This is a genomic window from Paenibacillus sp. J22TS3, assembly GCF_018403205.1.
GTDB lineage: Bacteria > Bacillota > Bacilli > Paenibacillales > Paenibacillaceae > Fontibacillus > Fontibacillus tuaregi.
In genome coordinates this window covers 59,191-81,179 of sequence record NZ_BOSF01000012.1, presented here as the reverse complement: position 1 = coordinate 81,179, position 21,989 = coordinate 59,191, and the positions used below count along the sequence as shown (strand labels likewise).

20 protein-coding genes, 1 rRNA gene and 1 other RNA gene are annotated in these 21,989 nt (G+C 50.7%); 3 read left to right on the top strand and 19 right to left on the bottom strand.

The genetic code is table 11. The features are described from left to right. From KJS63_RS25010 to ffs, 7 genes are all read right to left on the bottom strand, one after another. A 16S ribosomal RNA gene (locus KJS63_RS25010) occupies positions 1-81 on the bottom strand; the annotation flags it as partial. Between the two features lie 285 nt (positions 82-366). Continuing rightward, positions 367-630: a pro-sigmaK processing inhibitor BofA family protein gene (locus KJS63_RS25005; protein WP_068621807.1), complete on the bottom strand. Its 264-nt coding sequence runs from the start codon at positions 628-630 to the stop codon at positions 367-369. 30 nt (positions 631-660) lie between these two features. Then, positions 661-903 (bottom strand): DUF2508 family protein, encoded by a 243-nt coding sequence (locus tag KJS63_RS25000; protein ID WP_082927062.1) that lies wholly within the window; start codon positions 901-903, stop codon positions 661-663. Positions 904-1,097: 194 nt separating this feature from the next. After that, the gene (recR, locus tag KJS63_RS24995) at positions 1,098-1,697 is read right to left on the bottom strand and encodes a recombination mediator RecR (RefSeq protein ID WP_068612872.1); all 600 of its coding nucleotides are present in this window, start codon (positions 1,695-1,697) and stop codon (positions 1,098-1,100) included. Positions 1,698-1,724: 27 nt separating this feature from the next. Further along, positions 1,725-2,036, bottom strand: coding sequence for a YbaB/EbfC family nucleoid-associated protein (locus KJS63_RS24990; RefSeq protein ID WP_213621553.1), 312 nt, complete (start codon positions 2,034-2,036; stop codon positions 1,725-1,727). 81 nt (positions 2,037-2,117) lie between these two features. Next, complete coding sequence (gene dnaX / locus KJS63_RS24985) at positions 2,118-3,884, bottom strand: DNA polymerase III subunit gamma/tau (protein WP_213621552.1); 1,767 nt, start codon at positions 3,882-3,884, stop codon at positions 2,118-2,120. Between the two features lie 164 nt (positions 3,885-4,048). After that, an RNA gene (ffs, locus tag KJS63_RS24980) (signal recognition particle sRNA large type) lies at positions 4,049-4,316 on the bottom strand. A gap of 233 nt (positions 4,317-4,549) precedes the next feature. Between ffs and KJS63_RS24975 the strand changes: the two genes are divergently transcribed. Next, complete coding sequence (locus tag KJS63_RS24975; RefSeq protein ID WP_213621551.1) at positions 4,550-5,806, top strand: stalk domain-containing protein; 1,257 nt, start codon at positions 4,550-4,552, stop codon at positions 5,804-5,806. Between the two features lie 228 nt (positions 5,807-6,034). On the opposite strand, the gene rpmE is transcribed toward KJS63_RS24975, so the two are convergent. The 9 genes from rpmE to KJS63_RS24930 all read right to left on the bottom strand — a co-directional run bounded on the left by rpmE (position 6,035) and on the right by KJS63_RS24930 (position 15,177). Continuing rightward, positions 6,035-6,232 (bottom strand): 50S ribosomal protein L31, encoded by a 198-nt coding sequence (rpmE, locus tag KJS63_RS24970; RefSeq protein WP_068612860.1) that lies wholly within the window; start codon positions 6,230-6,232, stop codon positions 6,035-6,037. A 105-nt stretch (positions 6,233-6,337) separates the two neighbouring features. Next, positions 6,338-7,609 (bottom strand): radical SAM family protein, encoded by a 1,272-nt coding sequence (locus KJS63_RS24965; protein ID WP_068612857.1) that lies wholly within the window; start codon positions 7,607-7,609, stop codon positions 6,338-6,340. A gap of 50 nt (positions 7,610-7,659) precedes the next feature. Continuing rightward, on the bottom strand, positions 7,660-8,982 hold the full coding sequence (rho, locus tag KJS63_RS24960) for a transcription termination factor Rho (RefSeq protein ID WP_213621550.1): 1,323 nt from the start codon (positions 8,980-8,982) through the stop codon (positions 7,660-7,662). Between the two features lie 380 nt (positions 8,983-9,362). Beyond that, the gene (locus KJS63_RS24955; RefSeq protein WP_068612852.1) at positions 9,363-10,616 is read right to left on the bottom strand and encodes a UDP-N-acetylglucosamine 1-carboxyvinyltransferase; all 1,254 of its coding nucleotides are present in this window, start codon (positions 10,614-10,616) and stop codon (positions 9,363-9,365) included. A gap of 152 nt (positions 10,617-10,768) precedes the next feature. Further along, on the bottom strand, positions 10,769-11,623 hold the full coding sequence (locus KJS63_RS24950; protein ID WP_068612849.1) for a class II fructose-bisphosphate aldolase: 855 nt from the start codon (positions 11,621-11,623) through the stop codon (positions 10,769-10,771). 136 nt (positions 11,624-11,759) lie between these two features. Continuing rightward, a complete protein-coding gene (locus KJS63_RS24945; protein WP_068612846.1) occupies positions 11,760-12,137 on the bottom strand; it encodes a response regulator in 378 nt (125 codons plus the stop codon). Between the two features lie 142 nt (positions 12,138-12,279). Next, complete coding sequence (locus KJS63_RS24940; protein WP_068612843.1) at positions 12,280-13,881, bottom strand: CTP synthase; 1,602 nt, start codon at positions 13,879-13,881, stop codon at positions 12,280-12,282. A 293-nt stretch (positions 13,882-14,174) separates the two neighbouring features. After that, positions 14,175-14,720, bottom strand: a complete 546-nt coding sequence (gene rpoE / locus KJS63_RS24935) for a DNA-directed RNA polymerase subunit delta (protein WP_068612840.1) — start codon at positions 14,718-14,720, stop codon at positions 14,175-14,177. A gap of 220 nt (positions 14,721-14,940) precedes the next feature. Continuing rightward, complete coding sequence (locus tag KJS63_RS24930; RefSeq protein ID WP_244862768.1) at positions 14,941-15,177, bottom strand: DUF6199 family natural product biosynthesis protein; 237 nt, start codon at positions 15,175-15,177, stop codon at positions 14,941-14,943. Positions 15,178-15,570: 393 nt separating this feature from the next. On the opposite strand from KJS63_RS24930, the gene KJS63_RS24925 reads away from it, so the two are divergent. After that, positions 15,571-16,719, top strand: a complete 1,149-nt coding sequence (locus KJS63_RS24925; RefSeq protein ID WP_068612836.1) for a S8 family peptidase — start codon at positions 15,571-15,573, stop codon at positions 16,717-16,719. 319 nt (positions 16,720-17,038) lie between these two features. On the opposite strand, the gene argS is transcribed toward KJS63_RS24925, so the two are convergent. From argS to KJS63_RS24910, 3 genes are all read right to left on the bottom strand, one after another. Beyond that, positions 17,039-18,718 (bottom strand): arginine--tRNA ligase, encoded by a 1,680-nt coding sequence (argS, locus tag KJS63_RS24920; protein WP_213621549.1) that lies wholly within the window; start codon positions 18,716-18,718, stop codon positions 17,039-17,041. A 3-nt stretch (positions 18,719-18,721) separates the two neighbouring features. Next, positions 18,722-19,144, bottom strand: coding sequence for a YwiB family protein (locus KJS63_RS24915; RefSeq protein ID WP_068612830.1), 423 nt, complete (start codon positions 19,142-19,144; stop codon positions 18,722-18,724). Positions 19,145-19,362: 218 nt separating this feature from the next. Beyond that, positions 19,363-20,547 (bottom strand): WD40/YVTN/BNR-like repeat-containing protein, encoded by a 1,185-nt coding sequence (locus KJS63_RS24910; protein ID WP_213621548.1) that lies wholly within the window; start codon positions 20,545-20,547, stop codon positions 19,363-19,365. Between the two features lie 253 nt (positions 20,548-20,800). Between KJS63_RS24910 and KJS63_RS24905 the strand changes: the two genes are divergently transcribed. Further along, positions 20,801-21,889 carry an SPL family radical SAM protein gene (locus tag KJS63_RS24905; RefSeq protein ID WP_213621547.1) on the top strand — a complete coding sequence of 363 codons (1,089 nt, stop codon included), beginning with the start codon at positions 20,801-20,803 and terminating at the stop codon, positions 21,887-21,889. Positions 21,890-21,989 lie beyond the last annotated feature (100 nt).

The following is a 21,989-nucleotide window of genomic DNA, read 5'->3' as shown; positions in this document are numbered from 1 at the left end:
TCTCCATCAAGTCCGCTCGACTTGCATGTATTAGGCACGCCGCCAGCGTTCGTCCTGAGCCAGGATCAAACTCTCCATTAAAGTGTTTGACTTGCTCATTTTGAATCTGACGAGAAAATTAATTCTCATTCGATCAAAGAACCGAAGTTCTTCAACCTTGTATCTCACTCGTTGTTCAGTTTTCAAAGATCAAACTCGCTTTTGTTCATCACCGCGTTGTTTCAGCAGCGACCTTTATAATATATCACATTGCTTCTTCAGTAGTCAACACTTTTTTTCAACCGATTTTTCTAAGTTGTCAAAAGCGCTTGTCCCCTCAAAGGAGCGATTTATAATGTAACACAGATGCCAAGCACCCGTCAATCATTAAGTCCATGTTAATTTTATCCCTATTAGGAGAGCCACTCCAGGTAGTCCTAACAAAAGCACAGTACTCATAGTTATCGGATTCAAAGGGATATACAGATCGGACACAATACCTGAGTAATTCACCACATAGATACCAAGAGCAGCAAGAACAACATGAAGACCGAGCTTGGTCAGCCAGCTGAACCCGAGCTTTCTTGTTACCAGTATATATACGATTAAGATCAATGACGCAACTAATACACCTGTAAAAACCCATCTCACAGTCACTACGCCTCCTTCGTATTCACATGATTAATATGGCATTCCATAATAATTCGGACCCCACTGGGATTCCTTCTTGGCCTCTTTCAAATGGATCTGATATCGTCTTTCAGCAGCCTCCAAAGTATATACCGCAAAATCAATCTCGTCCTCGCCTACAGCCTCTTGGAAAGCCATATAAGCTCTTTCCCATTCTGCCTTAGCCAGACGGATTTCTTCGTAAATGTGAGCCTTGCGCTCGTAATCATGATCTGCTGCCCGCTGCTTCTTCATACTCTCGGTCCATTTTGTCCACCAAGCCACTCATACCCCTCCCTCTGTACAGACAGAATTCAACCAGCCCTGTCCGACTGTTCACATTCCGTATTCCATACATATCTGGGAAAGGACAAACTTAGAACCAAAAAAAGAAGCCCCAAGAGGCTTCCGTCATACACATTTATTTCATTCATTGATTAGAATTGTGCTCAGCTAAGCTCCCGACGGCCCTCAAGCGCCTTCGATAGCGTTACTTCATCCGCATATTCTAAGTCTCCACCTACCGGCAGCCCGTGAGCAATCCGGGTCACACGGATGCCAAAAGGCTTAACCAGCCTGGAAATATACATAGCTGTGGCTTCACCTTCAATGTTCGGATTCGTCGCAAGAATCAACTCCTGTACCCGCTCATCACTAAGACGGCCGAGCAGCTCCTTAAGGCGGATTTCATCCGGACCAATCCCTTCCATGGGAGAGATCGCCCCTTGAAGAACATGATAATAACCGTCGAATTCTTTCGTCCTCTCCATGGCCACTAAGTCCTTGGACTCCTGAACCACACAGATCACAGAAGCATCTCGGGTCTTATCCTGACAAATCCGGCACGGGTCTGTGTCCGTGATGTTGCAGCAGACTGAACAATAATGAAGATTCCGTTTTACACTAACCAAAGCTTTAGCGAAATCCACCACATCGTCGTCCTTCATGCGCAGCACGTGAAAAGCCAGTCTGGCTGCCGTCTTAGGCCCAATTCCCGGCAGGTGCGTAAATGCATCGATCAGCTTGGCGATCGGTTCGGGATAATACAATATTCGTGTGCTCCTTCGATAGTGTAATTAGAACAGTCCTGGAATTTTCATACCGCCCGTGAATTTGCCCATATCCTGATTAGCCAGCTCTTCCGCTTTAGTTAAAGCGTCATTAACCGCAGTTAATACGAGATCTTGAAGCATTTCCACATCATCAGGATCTACAGCTTCCGGTTTAATATTGATGGACAGCACCTTTTTGTGGCCGTTCACTTGAACTGTAACCACGCCGCCGCCGGAAGTTCCTTCGATCGTTTTTTCGCCGAGCTCTTCTTGAGCTTTCAGCATTTGCTCCTGCATCTTTTTAACCTGTTTCATCATTTGGTTCATATTGTTCATGGGAAACGCTCCTTTAGATTAATTTCTAGCTATGAATGTAACACCAAGCAATTGCGGGTGGATATACTCCTTACCTGCGAATCACTCTTTTATAACAACAAGGTCGTCTCCAAAAATATGAAGAGCCTCATCTACCCAGGGTTCTTTACTTGCCCCCGTATCCTCAGGACCCGGTTCTAATTGAAAAGGTTCAGGCGCAGCATTAGACCCTGCTCCCTCAACTGCTTCGTTCCAATCCTTAAGCATCATGCTGACCAGGCGGAATGGTCCACCCAGCTGCTGTTCCAGAATCCGTTCAATCACTTCCTTATTGGCCGGCTTCTCCGTGGTCTCCCTGTGGATGTCGTTCTTAAAAGCCACCAATACGGTGTTGTCCAAGACGGAAACAGGCTCCCCATTCATGAACCAGGCATGGATGGTCACTTTCTCCTCCTTCACACGCTGGAGAATCTGATTCCACTTATTCTGAACAGCTGTAAATTCCGGGGAGTTACGCTGGGCAAGATAACGGTCCAGGTTCGCCGGAATCTTGGCAAGATTCGAGATTCTTGGCGCCGGAGATCTGCTAGCCTGAGGACGAGAACCCCCTCCGGATTCAGAACCTCCCCCACCTGCCGGTATGCCATTCTTAAGCGCCTGATTCAGCTTCTTCTCAAGCTCGGCAAGCTGACGTCTAAGCTGCCCTACCTCGGAAGCGTCCGCATTTCCGGCAGATGCTCCTGCTGAAGCGGCAGTCTGAACAGACAGGCCCGGAGCCTCACCCTCAGTAATACTGCACAATTTAAGCAAAGCCACTTCAAATAACATCTGCGGCTGCGCAGCATATTTCATTTCCGTCTGATAATGATTCAACGTGTCGATAATACCGAACAGCTGCGGCTTTGTAAAGGCTTTCGCCATCTCTTCGAACTCCCGCGCGTCCAGAACGCGCTCCGTCATGTGTTCCGCCTTCGGCACCATCTTGATCATAAGCAGGTCACGGAAATAATACATCAGGTTCTCCATACACTTGTCCGCGCTCTTACCCTCCTGCATGAATCCCTCAATAATCTGAAGCATTCCACCAATATCTCCACGGGCTAAAGCTTCAGCCAGCTCGGCGAACTGCCGCGAGGCAATCCCTCCGGTCATAGCCAGAACCTGCTCATAAGTGACATGCCCGTCGGTAAACGAGGAAATCTGATCCAATATGCTTAGCGCATCTCGCATCCCGCCATCGGACAACCGTGCAATATACTGAACAGCCTCGTCATCGGCCTGAATATTCTCTTGTTCGCAAATCTGCTTCAACCGGTCACTCTGTTCCTCCAGAGAGACCCGGCGGAAGTCAAACCGCTGACAACGTGATATAACCGTGGCCGGAAGGCGATGCGGCTCCGTTGTTGCCAGGATAAACATCACATGTGGCGGCGGCTCCTCCAGCGTCTTGAGCAGCGCGTTAAAAGCCTCCGTCGTAAGCATGTGAACCTCATCTATGATATACACCTTGTGCCGGACTTCCGTCGGAGCGTACTTCACTTTCTCTCTAAGATCTCGGATCTCCTCGACCCCGCGGTTGGAAGCTGCGTCGATCTCAAGAACATCCATGACCGCTCCCGCCGTAATCCGTCTGCAGGCTTCACATTCATTACACGGCTCAGCTGCCGGTCCCTTCTCACAGTTCACGGCCTTGGCCAAAATTTTGGCAGCACTCGTCTTACCGGTTCCTCTAGGCCCGCTAAACAAATAGGCATGGGAAAGCCGGTCTTCCCGGATCGCATTCTGAAGCGTCCGGATGATATGCTGCTGACCCACCATATCTTCAAACGACTGCGGCCGCCAAGCGCGGTACAGCGCGATATGTTCCACTTGCGGCACCTTCTTTCGGACATTACGTTAATAACGCTGGTCACATACTTTTATTATACTATACTCCCAGGGAGAGAAAAACTTTTAATCCCAAATCCAGCCATTCAGGCATAAAAAAACATCTCCGCCTATCGGCAAAGATGTGCTTGTTGTTTATGGATGTACCGTGCACCTATTATTGATCATTGCGATCCAAGCGGCACCCTTGCAGAACAACTCGGGCTAGGCCACCCTCCGGCACAAGAGTGGGACTGCTTATGGCTGCTTCCTTCCGGACCTGACCAGGTTCACAGTTACTCATTGCGGAGGACCCAGCCGTCAACATTGACTGCAAGGACCAAACCTCACATCGACAAGACCTCTAATAGGAATTCAACCTCGCTACAGCGGATTGCGAGTTACAGGGCACCGCTACCTCCCCGTCTAGCACGGTGAAAATAAGTATATCTCAAGCCCGTCTAAAATGCAAACGGTTAGAAGAAGTTAACAGATTGTCCACCTATCCGGCTTGTTGTGTTGGAACAACATATACCCCTAATTTCATCCGGTTCTTTCCCTTTTCTTCCATTCACTGCTAGACTTTTGATATAATTTAATAGATTTACCTGGTGTTAATGCAGCCACTCACTACAGCTGTAACTCAGAAAGGTGGTTATTTTCGAATCATGAATACATTAAAAAGAACCAAGGCGGTTCTCTGCCTGGCCCTCGCCCTCACATCGTTTGGTGCGATTGGTTCAGGATCTGCACATGCCGCCGGCAAGGTAAGCATCCTGCTTGACGGGTACCCCCTACCGTTCCCTGCTCAGCCGACAGTTGTAAAGGGTACGACACTCGTTCCATTCCGGGCGATCTCCGAAGCACTGGGCGTAGCCGTCAACTGGGACTCAAAGACCAAAACGATTACTGCAACCAAGTACAGCAGCGGAGCATCTAAAAAAGTCATACTGACTCTGGGCAGCAAGAATGCGACAGTGAACGGACAAAAGGTAGCCGTGGCGCTTGCCCCACAAACGATCAACGGCACAACCATGATTCCTCTGAGCTTCTTCAGCCAGCAGTTCGGTGCCAGTGTGAAGTGGGACGGTTCTACAAGCACGGTATCTATTGTATCTCCACGTGAGAAATTGTATACGCTGGCCTTCTATGCCCAAGGGGCATTTAGCGAAGCCTCGCTGATTCCAGACTTTAATGCGATTGGATTCGGCTGGAGCCGCATCGATGACCAAAGCAATTTCACCACAACGGGAAAAGATTTCTGGTGGCCTAAGCCGGCCGGAGATACCACACCCGAGAAGCTGGTGACAGATGCAGCTGCTGCCGGAACCTCCCCTTATCTGCTTGTCTACTCGGGAGATGCCAAGGGCGAGCTAACCAAGTTGGCGGAGGATAAAACCACTCGTAAGCAGGCCCTAACCCAGATGGTCGATACCGCAATTCAGAAGCAGTTCAAGGGAATCCTGCTGGACCTCGAAGGCTTAGGTCTTACAGGAAATCCGCAAACTGTTCAGGCTTCCTATAACAATCTGGTCAAAGAAGCCGCAGACGCTGCCCATGCAGCCGGCCTCAAGCTCTCTTTAGCCCTGCCGCCGCTGAACGGGTCTTATCATGGCTATGACTACAAGAGGCTCGGAGAGCTTGCGGATGAGCTTATCATTATGGCCTACGCCTATACCAACGAGAAGCTGCCTCAGCCTGCAGACCGGGTGGATAAGGCTGTCCAGCTCGCTCTGAAAGAGGCTCCTAAAGACAAGCTCGTACTTGGAGTAAACTTGTACAGCGAGAATGAGAATACCGTGAATACCAAGGTAGGCCTCGCCAAGCGTTACGGTTTGAAGGGCGTAGCCTTCTGGAGACTGGGGCTTGGCAAACAGGCCGTATGGGACAAACTTAACCAGACCATCACGTTAAAGAATAATTAATACCCCTTGCACAAGGAAAGGGGAATTACCAGGTGTTCTTGACTGTTAGTGAATAATCCCTTCCCGGAACGCACTCATATTATAAGTTCCTAATTAAGCACCTATATAAAATGAACTTTAGAATTAACCGATCTTCATGTATTTTTATAAAATGCACAAGAAAAATCCCCTCTGACTCGTCAGAGGGGATTTGCATATATCGATCAAGCTGCAGCACAGAAGATCGTATTAGATTCCGTATTTCTTCTTAAATCTATCAACGCGGCCGCCAGCATCAAGGAATTTCTGTTTCCCTGTGAAGAACGGGTGGCAAGCGGAGCAGATCTCCACGCGCAGATCCTCTTGAACGGATCCAGTTTCAAACTTGTTGCCGCAAGCGCAAGTAACAGTTGTCACGTGATATTTCGGTTGAATAGCTTGGTTCATGACATTCACCTCTTTCCGCCCTGAGTCTCATGCGTACCCAGAGTTATAATAACCAACTCTGATTGTATCATAATTATGTCAACAATTGCAATCGCTTATTACAGATCAGCGGGCGCTCTTCTTAAACCGTCTAAGCTCGGCAGGCGGAACATGAGAATAAGAGCCCATGACCACATCCGGGAGCTCTTCCTGAAAAATCTCAATGGCCTGCTTCATGCCAAGGACCTCACCGCGTGCCTTAGGAATCAGCTCTAGATAACTTTCTGGATCAATATTAAGATTACGCCATTGGATCAGCCGAAGCTTGGTCCGCCGGGCAAATTCGATCATCGCCTCAATCTCCTCCTCACGGTCGGTAACGCCCGGGAAGATGAGATAGTTAATCGAAGTATAGACGCCCTGTTCGGAGGCGTAGCGAAGAGACTTCTCCACATTAGCCAGTGTGTAGCCTCTAGGCTTGTAATAAGCATTATAATGGTCGTCCAGAGCACTGATCGTACTTACACGCATCAGGTCAAGGCCGGCATCCACAATGCCACGAATGTGATCGGTTAAACCTGCATTCGTATTAATGTTGATGTAGCCCATATCCGTAGTTTGACGAACCTGGCGGATCGCGTCAATAATGAGCTTGGCTTGCGTGGAGGGTTCCCCTTCACACCCCTGCCCAAAGCTGATAATCGACTCTGGCGTCTTCAAATGCTCCAGCATCACTTCCACAATCTCCTCGGTGCGAGGACGAAAGTTCATCCTTGTCTGCGGGGAGACAAAGCCACTGTCATCCGGCTGCTCGGAAATACATCCGAAGCACCCTGCGTTACAGGAGTAAGAGACTGGAACAGCCCCCTCCCAGCGGTTCAGAAACGTATTGGAAGCCGTTAGGCACTCGTAGCCCAGCGCACAGTTAGATAGATGCTCATATAGGCGATTCTCCGGGTATTCCTGCTTGAGACGCTTTACCCCCGCTTTAAGCTCAAGCGGATCGCAGTTGAGCGGATTCCACTTCTCCGGATCATCCGTCAACCGGGCAGTAACGTAGAATTTCCCCTCACTCCATACCACAGCCGAATATCCGAAGAGTGGCAGCTTATATTCCTTATCTGTCTTGATGTAACCAGGAAGACAGAGCCGGGTATACCCCTGCGGCAGCAGTGCGCCCACAGCCTGGACATTGCCCGGCAGAGGCTGCATCTCCCCGCTTTCAGGGTCCATACCCACCGGACGGGTGCTCGGAAGGCCCACCAATGTGGCACCATCCGGCAGCGGAATCAGTTCATCCTCCATAATCTCAACGATCATATCTCCGCTGCGGGCTAGACCATACAGCGAAGGATGATCGAATACATTGCCTTGTTCATCTGCATATACCAAATACATTGTGTTCTCCCTCTTTGCTTGAGACCAAAACGATGGGGTCAAGCCGTTAGTTAAGTGTTCATCGGGGACGGAGTCTGGCGTCCGGAACGACGCGCAGTGCTGCCGGGTGAAGATGGCGCGCTGGCCTGGCCAGCCACGTCGAATGAAGCCAGGAATTCGGCATTCGTCTTCGAATCACGCAGTTTTTTGAGGAAACCTTCCACAAAATCATAGCTTTCGTTCATATTTTTACGGATCGACCAAATGGTGTCGAGTTCTTCCTTCGTCAGCAGCACTTCTTCGCGGCGGGTACCCGAGCGGCGGATATCAATCGCCGGGAATATGCGCCGTTCTGCAAGCTTACGGTCCAAATGAAGCTCCATATTACCGGTTCCTTTGAACTCCTCGTATATAATATCGTCCATCCGCGACCCTGTATCCACCAAGGCTGTAGCCAGAATAGTCAGGCTTCCGCCCTCCTCCACATTCCGCGCTGAACCGAAGAACCGCTTCGGACGATGGAACGCAGCTGGGTCAATCCCCCCACTGAGGGTACGGCCGGATGGCGGAACCACCAGGTTGTACGCCCGGGCCAGCCGGGTAATACTGTCCATAAGGATGACCACATCCTTCTTATGCTCCACAAGGCGAAGGGCACGCTGCAGCACAAGCTCAGCCACCTTGATATGATTCTCAGGCAGCTCATCGAAGGTGGAAGCAATGACTTCCCCCTTAACGGAACGCTGCATATCCGTAACCTCCTCAGGGCGCTCATCAATCAGCAGCACAAACAAGGAGATATCCGGATTATTCGTTGAGATGCTGTTGGCGATTTCCTTCAGAAGCAGGGTCTTACCCGCCTTCGGAGGCGCAACGATCAGGCCGCGCTGGCCAAGCCCCACCGGAGCAAGCAAATCCATAATCCGGGTGGAAAGCTGGGTAGGCGAGGTCTCAAGCGACAGCTTGGTCTGTGGGTACAACGGTGTAAGCGCAGGAAAATGCAGGCGCTCTGCCGCCTGGGCAGGATCTTCTCCATTCACCGCATTGACCTGAAGCAGACCGAAGTAACGCTCGTTCTCCTTCGGTGTACGGCATTTGCCGGATACCAGATCCCCCGTACGCAGGTCGAATTTACGAATCTGCGAAGCAGAGATATAAATATCCTCCGTGCTTGGCAAATAGTTGATCGGACGCAGGAAGCCATATCCTTCCGGCAGAATCTCAAGCACGCCCTCCATAAACATCAGCCCACTCTGCTCCGCCTGGGCGCGCAGAATGGCAAAAATCAATTCTTTTTTCTTGAGCTGACCATAATACGGAATTTGGTACTGCTTTGCAAGCTTGTACAAATCCGTCAGCTTCTTTTCTTCCAGATCGGAAATTTGGAGATCCATTTCATTAACCACCTATTCAATTTATAATTCAACGTAAGTTGGATGTATGTGTCAGAAAGTACCAGAAGTTGTACTCGAGGGTAATAAGAAGTTCCAATCTGAAGTGATGGAGCAGGATTCTATGAAATCTGGATTCTATGACGACGTCTTAAGAGTTATAGAATAGTTATACCCGTAGTGGGGGGAGTTATGCGGACAAAGAAGAAAATATTCCAAAAAGGGGTTCTCACTTCTCACTATTTCAACGTTCAGAGAGGATCAACAGTTACACCTGAATTTGTATTCACAAGTAATTTCTCTTGTAAAAATGCGGCAGAGCTCTGAAGAGCTGCCCCCTTATGAGGCCGGCTAACTTCAGGGCTCCGTCCCATTCTAACAGGCTACTCCGCCTGACGCCACACATCCGCACCAAGATCGCGCAAATTGGTGACGAGATGGTCGTATCCACGGTCGATGAGCTCTACACCGGATACTTCCGTGATTCCTTCATCCACAGTCAGCCCGGCAATCACAAGAGCAGCTCCCGCTCTAAGATCAGCCGCTCTCACCTTGGCTGCATTCAGCTTGCCGCCTTCAATGATCGCACTTCTTCCTTCCACACGGATCTTGGCACCCATTCGCACCAGCTCCGGCACATGCTTGAACCGGTTGCTGTATACGAAATCACTAAGCACGCTAACCCCTTCCGTTTGGGTCAGAAGACTGGTCATAGGAGACTGCAAATCTGTCGGGAAGCCCGGGTACACCAGCGCCTTCACATCAGCATGTCCATACGAGGCGGCTCCGATGACCCGGATGGATTCATCAAGCTCTTCCACACCTACACCCATTTCAATAAGCTTAGCTGTTAAAGCCTCCAAATGCTTGGGAATAACATTATCAATAAGAACATCCCCGCGCGTAGCCGCGGCGGCAATCATATAGGTTCCCGCTTGAATGCGGTCAGGGATGATGGAATGGCGGCAGCCATGCATTTCCCGAACGCCCTCAATACGGATCGTCTCCGTTCCGGCACCCTTAATCACTGCGCCCATGGAAACTAGCAGGGTAGCCACATCAATAATCTCCGGCTCCTTGGCCGCATTCTCAATAATTGTAGAGCCTTTGGCTCTGGCTGCTGCCAGCATGATGTTAATCGTTGCACCTACACTGCTGACATCGAGGTATATCTTCGCACCGCGCAGCTCCTTGGCATGAAGGTGAATCGAGCCATGCTCATTGGTCACGGTGGCGCCCAGCGCTTCAAAACCTTTGATATGCTGGTCAATTGGACGGGGCTCAAAGTTGCAGCCTCCAGGGAGTCCGATTATGGCTTCGCCAAACCGTCCCAGAAGAGCCCCCATCATATAGTAGGATGCCCGGAGTTTCTTCACAGGCCCATTTGGCATAGGAATCGACTTAATAAGGCTTGGGTCAATCTTGATCTGGTTTCCGGACCAAGTCACGGATGCGCCCAAGTCTTCAAGAATTTCAGTATACACAGCGACATCACTCAGCTCCGGCAAATTATCCAGAATAACTTCTGATTCCGCTAAAATTGCCGCCGGCAGAAGCGCTATGGCGCTGTTCTTCGCTCCACTGATCTGAACGGTTCCCCTGAGCGGGCGACCACCGCTGATCATTAATTTTTCCATCAAAGTGAGGTTCCTCCTGCAGGCAAAAATGATTCTGACAATTCCTTTCCATGATACCACTTCTGCCTTATAAAAGCATCTTTGTCTCTATATCGGCACAAAAAAGAGGAACTCCGCCCTAGGCGGAATCCCTCTTCTGTGACCGATTTATATTAAGCTTTGTTGTTGGATCCGAACTCGCGGATTTTGCCGATTACTGTCTTCTTGATTGCTTCACGGCCCGGAACGATGTATTTACGCGGATCGTAAGCTTCAGTTTGTGCGGCAAGCACTTCACGAACAGCTTTAGTGAACTCGATTTGGTTCTCAGTGTTCACGTTAATCTTGGAAGTACCCAAAGAGATAGCTTTCTTAATATCATGAGTAGGAATACCTGTACCGCCATGAAGAACAAGTGGAACCTTCACAGCGTCGCGGATTTCTTCCATTTCAGCGAAACCAAGTTTTGGTTCACCTTTGTAAGGACCGTGAACGGAACCAAGTGCTGGTGCCAAAGTATCAATACCTGTTTCTTTCACGATACGAACACAGTCGTCAAGCTTCGCGTACATTACGTCAGCGACAACGTCATCCTCTTGTCCACCAACGAGACCAACCTCAGCCTCAACGGAAACGCCTTTGGAATGAGCATACTCAACCACTTTCTTCGTAGTTTCGATGTTCTGCTCGATTGGGCCGTGGGAAGCATCGATCATAACAGAAGTAAAGCCAGCATCGATCGCTTCTTTACATTTGTCAAAGCTTGATCCATGATCCAGGTGAATGGCTACAGGAACTGTAATCTTCATGTCATGGATAAGTCCTTCAACCATCTTAACCACAGTATAGAAACCGCTCATATGGCGGGCAGCACCTTCAGAAACGCCAAGGATAACTGGTGACTTCTCTTCTTCTGCGGCAGCCAGAATCGCTTGTGTCCACTCCAGGTTATTGATGTTGTATTGACCAACAGCATATTTCCCCTCAAGTGCTTTGTTCAACATTTCTTTCATAGATACTAATGGCATGGTTCATCCTCCTAAAGTTGGCTTGTCTATTCTTTACCCGATTCTCACACCTGCTTATTATACCACATTACGGGAAAAATACTAACCAACCTTTAGGCCATAATCGTGACAAAAAAAGGACTCCGTTACCGGAGTCCTAAATTACTGCGCCGCCCTTAAGCTGCATATTTACAGCAATCCGCATCTCATCAATATCAAACGGTTTCGTGAAATGCATCAAAGCGCCGAGTTCCGTAGCTTCTTTAATCATATCCAGCTCGCCATAAGCCGTCATCATGATGACTTTGGTTTCCGGCTTGACCGCTTTAATATGTTTCAGGATCTCCAGACCATCCATTCCGGGAATCTTCATGTCCAAAAGCACCAGGTCCGGCGATTCACTGCGGACAATTTCTAGAGCCAGCTTGCCATTTGCTGCTTGGTACGTCTTGTATCCTTCACTGCTGAACACTTCCATCAGCAGAATCCGGATACCATTCTGGTCATCAACGATCAGAAGCTTCTTATCTTCCACGAAACAACCCTCCCGAAATCCCTCTAATCATCTCAAAATACTGCTATCCGACAGCTTGATGTGTAGATATTCGCTTAAGAATTTGAAATTCCTGCTAATTTCGGGAGTATTTTTTCATTTTTGTGAATATATCGAATCGATATTAAGAATTGTGGGTGATCGATGCCTTCACGAACTCACGGAACAACGGTTGTGGACGGTTCGGACGGGAAGTAAACTCTGGGTGGAACTGAACAGCCAGGAACCAAGGGTGATCCGGGCACTCTACAATTTCAACCAATCTGCCGTCCGGGGAAGTTCCCGAAATGCGCAGGCCTGCCTTCTCAATAACCTCACGGTAAGCATTGTTGAATTCATACCGGTGACGGTGTCTCTCGTAAACCAGCTCATCGTTATAGCATTGTTCTGCAAGAGAACCCGGTGCAAGCTTACAAGGGTATAATCCAAGGCGCATCGTTCCGCCCAAATCTTCAATATCCTTTTGTTCCGGTAGAAGATCAATAACCGGATACTCGGTAGCCGGGTTGATCTCGGAGCTGTTCGCACCTGTCAATCCCGCCAAGGAACGGGCATGCTCGATCACAGCAACCTGCATTCCGAGGCAGATGCCGAAGAAAGGAATCTTCTTCTCACGCGCATAACGGATCGTGCTGACTTTCCCTTCAATCCCACGGTCTCCGAAACCGCCAGGAACCAGGATACCGCCTACGCCACCAAGCATTTCCTCCACATTCTCATCGGTCACTTCTTCCGCATGAACCCAGCGGATCTTCACATCTGCGTTGGCATCAAAACCTGCATGAGAGAGGGACTCAACCACGCTCAGATAAGCATCGTGCAGCGCGACGTATTTGCCCACAATCGCGATTTCTACCGTCTTCTCCAGCTTGTTGATGCGGTGCACCAAATCTTCCCACTCGCTCATATCCGGAGCCGGAGTAGTCAGCTTCAAGTGGTTTACCACAATCTCGTCCAATCCCTCTTCACGAAGGTTCAGAGGCACCTGATACAGCGTATCTGCATCCCGGCATTCTACAACCGCGCTGGCATCAATGTCACAGAAGAGGGCGATCTTCGCTTTCATGTCGGAGGACAACTCATGCTCCGTGCGGCAGACAATGACGTTCGGTTGGATCCCGATGCTGCGAAGCTCCTTAACGCTGTGCTGGGTTGGCTTGGTCTTAACTTCACCCGCAGCCTTAATATAAGGGATCAGGGTTACATGAATGTACATAACATTCTCGCGCCCGATGTCACTCTTGATCTGGCGAATGGCTTCCAGGAACGGAAGGCTCTCGATATCGCCCACGGTACCGCCGATCTCTGTGATCACGACATCGGATCCAGCTTCGCGGCCAGCACGGTATACACGCTCTTTGATCTCATTTGTAATATGCGGAATAACCTGAACCGTTCCCCCAAGGTACTCCCCACGGCGCTCTTTACTAATGACCGAAGAGTAGACCTTACCGGTTGTAACATTACTGTTCTTAGACAGGTTAATATCAATGAAACGTTCGTAGTGGCCCAGGTCAAGATCCGTCTCAGCCCCGTCATCCGTAACGAACACCTCTCCGTGCTGATACGGGCTCATCGTTCCCGGGTCCACGTTGATATATGGATCGAATTTCTGGATTGTAACTTTAAGCCCTCTGTTCTTAAGCAGTCTCCCCAGCGATGCGGCAGTGATCCCTTTGCCCAGGGAAGAAACCACACCCCCGGTTACGAAAATATATTTTGTCACAGTCTTAAACCCTCCTATAAGTAGTCCAGTAAGTAGTCCAGAAATTCTAAAAACAGTATGGTACAGCTTGTACTATGGTAACCCATTCAGATGGAAATCATCTCGAAAAAGCCACATAAAAAAACAAAAAAGTGACACCCGAACAAGACGGGGCACTTTTCTAATTTTGATCATATTTATAGGTCTGAATCATAAGCCCATGCAATAGTTTACCCGTAACCCTGCCCCCTGTCAAGTCAGACAGCGGAGCGATTTCGGATACTTAATTTAGGCATAACGACCGTGCAAAACGTCTATTTGTCGTCGTCTTCCTCAAGCTCTTCATCCTCAAGCGTATCGGAATCCTCGTCCTCTTCGTCAAGATCCTCATCATCCAGAATCTCTTCGTCTTCCACATCAGCGTCATCGTCATCATCCGGGAACAGTTCATCTTCCCCGTCCTCGTCAACAGCATCGTAATCCTCATCGTCGGAATCGTACGTTTCTTCCTCTTCCACGAAGTCATCGTCCAGATCGTCATCCTCGTCATTAATAATGCGCGGACGTTTGGCGTTAGCTACCGGATCCTCGGAACGCTCAATCGGATACCAACGCTTCAAGCCCCAAAGGTTCGTACCGACACAGGCAAAACGCCCGTCGATATTAATCTCCGTATATAGCTGGGCAATGGCTTCATTAATCTCGGCTTCCGACATACCGCGAAGCTTCGCAACTTCGTTCATTAGATCACGGTAATAGTACGGCGTATTAGCCGCTTTCAAAATCATAAAGGCCAAGTCGACCATCGGAATCTCATGCACTTTCTCCGGGTCAAACTTCAAATTGAGCGGTGTACTCACTTACACACGTCCTCTCACACAATGTTTCAAGCAGATGATTGAGGGAACCCCCCACTCATCCATTCTGTTCTTTATCACACATAAGTAAAACCTATTTGGAAGCAAAAAGCAAGTTTATTCTATACGCCGAAGCGCTTAAATTCGCATGTCCTTGCATGCTGCAGCTGGAATTCACCCGTTTGGCATCGGGAAGTTATGCAAGGAGAGTCGAGCTTACGAATTAAAGGCGGGAGAGCACCAGAATCAAAAAGAAAAGAGTCACCGCAATAATAACAATTAAAGAGCTGAGTTTGGTCAAACGGATCGCTTGCTCGGATACTTCAGGCTCTTCCGCATACTTCCACCGCTCACCCCAGAGGATACTCTGTTCGGGATTAAAGTACGTCCATATCAGCAGGGCGAGTACGGGAAGGAACACTATAAACAGAAACATGACATCACCAATGGTAAAATCCAAACCTATCTCCTCCCTAATGATATCTTCGGTTACTTCTATTGTAAAATAGTGTAAATTACATTGTCTATTCCAATGAGTCATGGACCAACATTGAAAAGACGGAGAGCAGCGCCCTCCGTCTTTTTGACTGTATCCGCTCTCTGAAGAGTCTTGAACGATCTTCAGAAATCGCAAGCTGAAAGCCGTTTACAGGCCTTCCCCACATCCTATGTGCTTTTCCTTGGTTTGACACGGTAATTGAGCACTTTATGCAAATAAATCACCCTGGGTGCCGGTCCCAACCTGGGGCTATTCAGCCTATTTCCCTCTATACAGGGCAGGCTCCCACTCCGGTTCCCTCTGCTGCTCATACAATACTGCAACCAACACGCTTTGTCAGAAGGGACTGCTTGCATGGACTACTCCCGATTCCTCCATTTTATTCAGGAACAGGCCGGAGCGGCAGCACACAAAGGACAACGGACGATTATCCGCTTCGCCCGCCCGGCGGCTTACCGTGAATGCTTAAAGCTGCTTAACCGGATGAAGCGTTCAAATCAGCCGCTGCGCCACATCCGCAGTTCCTCTCTGCTGCACGCTTTCATCTGCCCTTTTAAGGTGACCGACCTGCCCAGCGGCTGCAGGCACGGCCTTTATATTGAACATGACGCCCAAGTCAGCGTACATGCGGTGCCCGCCAGCGGGCTGATGAACACACCTGAAATTCCTTGGGGTGTCCGTCACATTCAGGCGCCTGATGTATGGTCCTCCTCAACCGGCTACCAGGTACGCATCGGGGTTATTGACACCGGAGCCGATTTCAGCCATCCCGATCTCCGCTACTCCCTTGCAAGAGGGGTTAATCTGCTAAATCCCAACATGCTGCCCCATGATGACAACGGACATGGTACCCACATTACCGGGACCATAGCTGGCTCCGGCGGTATACAAGGCATACTCGGAGTTGCCCCGCGCGCAACAATCTATCCCGTCAAGGCCTTCGACCATAATGGCGCGGCGTATGTATCCGATATCATTATGGGTATCGATTGGTGCGTCCGGAATCAGGTGGACATTATCAATATGAGTTTTGGTATGAAATCCAAGAACAAGTCACTGCTGAGTGTAGTGAACAAAGCTCTTCAGGCCGGTGTTGTAATTGTCGCCTCCGCAGGCAATGACAATAAAAGCCGCAGCGTTGATTACCCTGCGCGATATCCCCAGACCATCTCCGTAGGCGCGACAGACCGGAACCGCCGGATTGCCCGCTTCAGCAACAGCGGACCACATGTCGATATCTATGCGCCCGGGGAGAAAATCTACTCCTCCTGGGTTGGCGGCAAGCACAAGGAAATGAACGGGACGTCCATGGCGACTTCACACGTCAGCGGGGCTATCGCACTGCTGCTCGCACTCCGGCCGGGTCTCAGCCCTACCGAGATTAAGCAGCTGCTCCGCAGGACGGCCCGTCCGGTGGCCCCCGGCAAAAAAAAGGCCGTCCGGGGCAGCATCTCTCCGGTTGAGGTCAACGCACTCCGACTGGTGAAGCGGGGGCTGAAGTAGACCGAGCTTCGAATGAGCAAAGCTCGGCATGGCCCCATCGGGGACGCCCGGTGAGCGCTGCACAGGCAAGGCCGCCCTGCGGGTCGCTCGTTGAGCGTCGCGTCGGTGCGGTACTCCGGGGTACGCACGAGCGCTGCGCGGTGTGGCCGCCCATGGAATACTCCGGGCGGCCTCCAAAAACAGCAAGGCCCCGCCCGGGAATTCCATGGGCGGGGCCTTGCTGTGGGATCGGCGGCGGACATTCACGCCGCCGAAGGGAAAGCCCGCCGCGCTAAGCTGGCGGGCTCTCGGCCCTGACCGGCATGAGCTGGAAATCCGGCTACATGCGGTCCGGGGCCTCGACGCCGATCAGCGCGAGTACACGCGCGATCACGCGGCGGGTCGCGCCGAGCAGCACGAGGCGCGCGGCCGTCTGCTGCGCGTCTTCCGTGATGACGCGCTCGGCTCTATAGTAGCTGTGGAACAAGGAAGACAGTTCATACACATAACGCACGAGACGGTGAGGCGCGAAGTGATTCGCCGCTGTCTCCACCTCTTCAGGAAGCTCGCCGATCTTGCGGAGCAAGTCGTATTCGTGAGCAGCCGTGAGCTTCGTAAGGTCCGCATCCGCCGGACCTGGAATAGCGATACCCTGCTCCTCGGCCTGACGGAAAATACTGCAGATCCGGGCATGCGCATACTGTACATAATAGACTGGGTTCTCATTGGAAGTGGAAACCGCCAGATCCATATCGAAGTCCAGATGCGAATCCATGCTTCGCATGGTGAAGAAGTAACGGATCGCGTCCACACCAACTTCGTCCATCAGATCAACCATCGTGACCGCTTTCCCGGTCCGCTTGGACATTTTCACCTTTTCCCCGTCCTGGAACAGGCTGACCATCTGGGCAATCAGCACAGTCAGCTTGTCCGGGTCATTTCCAAGCGCGGTCATAGCTGCTTTAAGACGCGGAATATATCCATGATGATCCGCACCAAAAATATTGATCATGCGGTCATAACCACGGTTGTATTTGTTGCGGTGGTAAGAAATATCCGGGGTGAGGTACGTATAGGTACCGTCATTCTTCACAAGCACCCGGTCCTTGTCATCCCCATAGTCGGTCGTTCTCAGCCAGACCGCTCCGTCTTCCTCATAGGTCTGTCCCTTATCCTTAAGCTCCTGAAGGGAAGCTTCCACCTGTCCGCCTTCATAGAGCGAGGTCTCGCTGAACCAGCTGTCAAAATGAACCCGGAAACGCGACAAATCCCGCTTGATCTTATCGAGCTCCTTCTCCAGCCCATACTTGCGCAGGAAGGCCGCACGCTCGCCCGGGGTGCGCGACAGCAGCGCATCGCCCTGCTCTGCCACAAGCTCCTTGGCAAAACCTTTGATGTCCTCGCCGTGATAACCATCCTCCGGCATTTCAGCAGGCTGTCCCAGCTCCTGCAAATAGCGGGCTTCGATTGATTTGGCCAAGTTAACAACCTGATTTCCCGCATCATTAATGTAGTATTCACGTGTCACTTCATAACCGGCATAATCCAGCAGGTTGCAGAGGGCATCCCCTACGGCCGCGCCGCGGGCATGACCCAGGTGCAGGCTTCCTGTTGGGTTCGCGCTGACGAACTCAACTTGAACCTTTTGACCTTGGCCAAGCGAAATTCGTCCGTATTCGTCTCCCTGCGCGTAGACCTGCTCCAGCACAGGGTACAGATAGCTTTTGCTCAAAGTGAAGTTAATGAAGCCAGGACCTGCAATCTCCGCCTTCTCAATGGAAGCGCTGCTGTGATCCAAATGCTCCAGGATCGCCTCAGCAATCTGGCGCGGGTTCTTCTTCGCAATCTTGGTTAACTGCATCGCCGCATTTGTAGCGAGGTCCCCGTGGGCTTTCTCCTTCGGCACTTCAAGCTTGATCGCCGGAATGTCTTCCTTGGCGGCAAGCCCTGCCGCAACAATAGCCGCGGTTACGGCCTCCGCCACCTTCTGGTTAATTTCTTCTAAGGGATTGTGTGTCATTGTCTAAGCTTCCTCCTGTATATGTAAACTGATATCGAAATGACCCGCTAATTCATCATAGACATACAAATCATAATTCCACTTGGCGGTCCCTGATAATCCATCCAGGCTGAGGGACAGCTCCCGGGTATCCGTGGACAGGTTGAACGAGGTATAAGCCGCCCGGTAATGACCCGGAAGCTTCTTCCCCGCTTGAAATGTCTGGGAAGACTCTACCGCCCCGTGACGGATCAGCTTGAGCTCGCCCGGCGAGATTTTGACCATCACCCGGGTCACTTCCTCCCCGCTGGGGCCTTGGCCCAACTCTTCATATTTAATATAAATCGCGCCTCCAGCACGGAATACCTGCCCCTGGTAACGCTGAACCACTTCGTTCTCTTCTTGCAGGCTGGTTACTGTAATGGCCGCTGGTTTATGATCCGGCATTCTTCTTGCCCCTATCTGCTGAATCTATTGTACTATATATCGTTCATTCCATATACTATATCCAGTTCGTCCGCTCAGTTCAATGGCGGCACCGTTAAAATGCATTTTTTTCTCCCAAAAAGAACCCCTCAAACCACACAACCCTCCTTGGGAGGTTAACTCCTAAGAAGGGTTGTTATCCGCTTGCAGACTAAATCTCTAATTGCGTTCTATGCGCTCTATGCATCAGGCAGGGAGAACTTCTTGTTCCAGGATACCCCGCCGTCGTGAGTCACATACACCGCTGTATTGGAGGCATTCGTAACTGCCAGCCAACCGGTCTTGACTGAAGGAAAGGAAATCCTTGCATCAAAGCCTGGAAGAACCGCAGGTACGTTGCTCCACGATTTCCCGCCATCCAAGGATCGTCCGACGCCCACCTTGCCACCGGCTGGTGATCCACCTGCCAAATACGCTGCCGAGCTGCCGATGAGCTGCATATTGCCCGGATGCCCGCCTGGACTCGCTGGGCCCTTCTTCGCCAGTGCGGGGCCGGTACCCGGAGCCGGTCCTCCCCCAGCAGTGCTCTGAGCGATAACCCGTTTCCAATGTACCCCTCCGTCATGACTCGCGTATAAGGAATACGATACCTGAGACATACCGGATTCTCCATAGGCCAAGGCCCATACCTGGCTGCCTTCAGCATACAATTCTCCTCCGAAAGCCGTTCCCGATGGAATTGTCAACACGGTAGCCCAGCTTGTCCCTCCGTTCACCGTCTTATGCAGCTTATACCCAATTCCCGGATGGACAGTTAGCGTAAAGCCCTTAAGGGCTGACTTGTCTGTAAAGATCGCTGCCCTGGTGTTGGCAGGTGTCTTGATTTTGGTCCAGGAGGTGCCACCATTCGAGGACTTGTAAGCCCCGTTCGAGGTATATCCTATGATATGCTGCCCGTCCTGGGCATCCATCTTCTTAAAGACTTGCCCCGAGGTATTCAGCACCTTCCAATGAGAACCACCATCGTTGGTGGTGATCAGCTTTGCCGCCGCTTCAGGCGAGGTTCTTGCGAGCGCAAAACCTGTCACATTGTTCGGAAATACGATCTGGTCGAACTGCCATTGACCCGTATAAATTTCCTGCCAGTTACACCCTCCGTTGGAGGTGCCAATAAGAAAACCGTTCCCGGCGGCCCGCCCGGTGGTATCACTCAAAAAGTTAACATCCGTAATATGAAGCGGGTCTAGAGTCTTTGAAGCATGCTGCTTCTGAAGCTTCTGTAAGAGACCGTGGTCCCCGGTCTGACAAGGGGCTGAGGAAGCTGCTTCCGCCACAGTTCCCTGTGCCGGAGCACCTGTCCCCAATCCCCAAGTTAAAGCCAAAGCCGCTGCAAGCAGAGCCGATCTGAACGTTCTTTTAGCCATAGCCAGTCCCTCCTTAAGGTTACATGCAAATCTAGCGATAACTTGGCCTTGATGCAAAGGCCGTTGGAGTCTGTATGTATATTTTTACCCATTCTGATTATAAATCAATATTTAATTCGCCTGATGGCCTGAATGGAAATTGGCGGTATTACTTCTAATGAGAACATTTGTTTGGTATACTGTTATCGATTGTAAGTTTTTGAACTGGGTTCACGGCTTTTCACTTTGGCAAATTATAAGGGGGTCTGCGACCATGCCTGAAACCAAATATGAACATATTCAGACCAAACAGACCCTGAATCGGGTCAAGGAAGAACGCATGCCGTTCAATTGGTCCATTAATCCTTACCGCGGCTGTGCCCATGGCTGCAGCTTTTGTTATGCCCGGGCATTCCAGTCCTTCATAGGAAGAGGCGCGGAAGATGAATTTCAGCACCATATCGTGTTAAAAGACAACGCCCCCGAGGCTCTGGAAGCTCAGCTATCGCGTCTTGCCCGAAAGTTCGGGCAGGATATCGAAGCCATGCGCAGGCATGTGGGGGAGGTCACCATAGGAACGGCCACAGACCCGTACCAGCCTATTGAGGCCAAGTCGGAACTGACCCGCGAATGCTTAAAGCTTCTGGCCAAATACCGGATCCGTACCAGTATTACAACCCGCTCTCCGCTGGTTCTCCGAGACTTGGATATCCTAACTCAAATGAGCGACATATCCGTAAATATCAGCTTAAATACTCTGGATGTCGGAATTATCCGCAATATTGAACCCGCAACTCCGCACCCGGAGATAAGACTGGAGACCGTGCAGCAGCTCACCAGGCATGGAATTTACGCTGGCATCTTCGCCGCACCTGTGCTGCCACTGCTCACCGATTCTGAGGAGAGCCTGGAGGCCCTGCTTGGCGCAGCCAAGAGACATGGGGCCAGATTCGCCATGGTCTCTCTGCTTCGCCTGTCCAAGGACGTGAAGAGCTGGTATCTCGCCACTCTCCGGACCTGTTATCCGGAGCTAGTCCCTGCTTACACCCGGCTGTACGGACAAAGTCACTATGCGGACCGGCAGTATATTGACCGGTTCAAGATGATGTCAGCGGCCCTGCTCCACAAGTACGGATTGTCCGGTGTGCCTGGAGGAGGAGAACCTGCTTCCTATACAGGCTCACAGCCAATGGACAGCCTAAGTCCGAAGGAGTACTCGCTTTCTGGTCAAGATTTGGGTTCTGATATAAATTCTGAATCGAGTTCTGGCCCGGACTTGAATCGCAGAATTCCCAAGCCCACGGCCGGCGTGACTCAAGCGGAAATTCAGTTAGAAGCCGAGCAGTTGTCGTTTGATTTTTAAGCTTAGAAGCACAAGCGCTTTCTGAGTCCAAAAGCCAAGCTCAAAACAACATGATCCGTTGGCCAGCCGCCCGTCACCCGGCCCGTTAAATTACCGTACT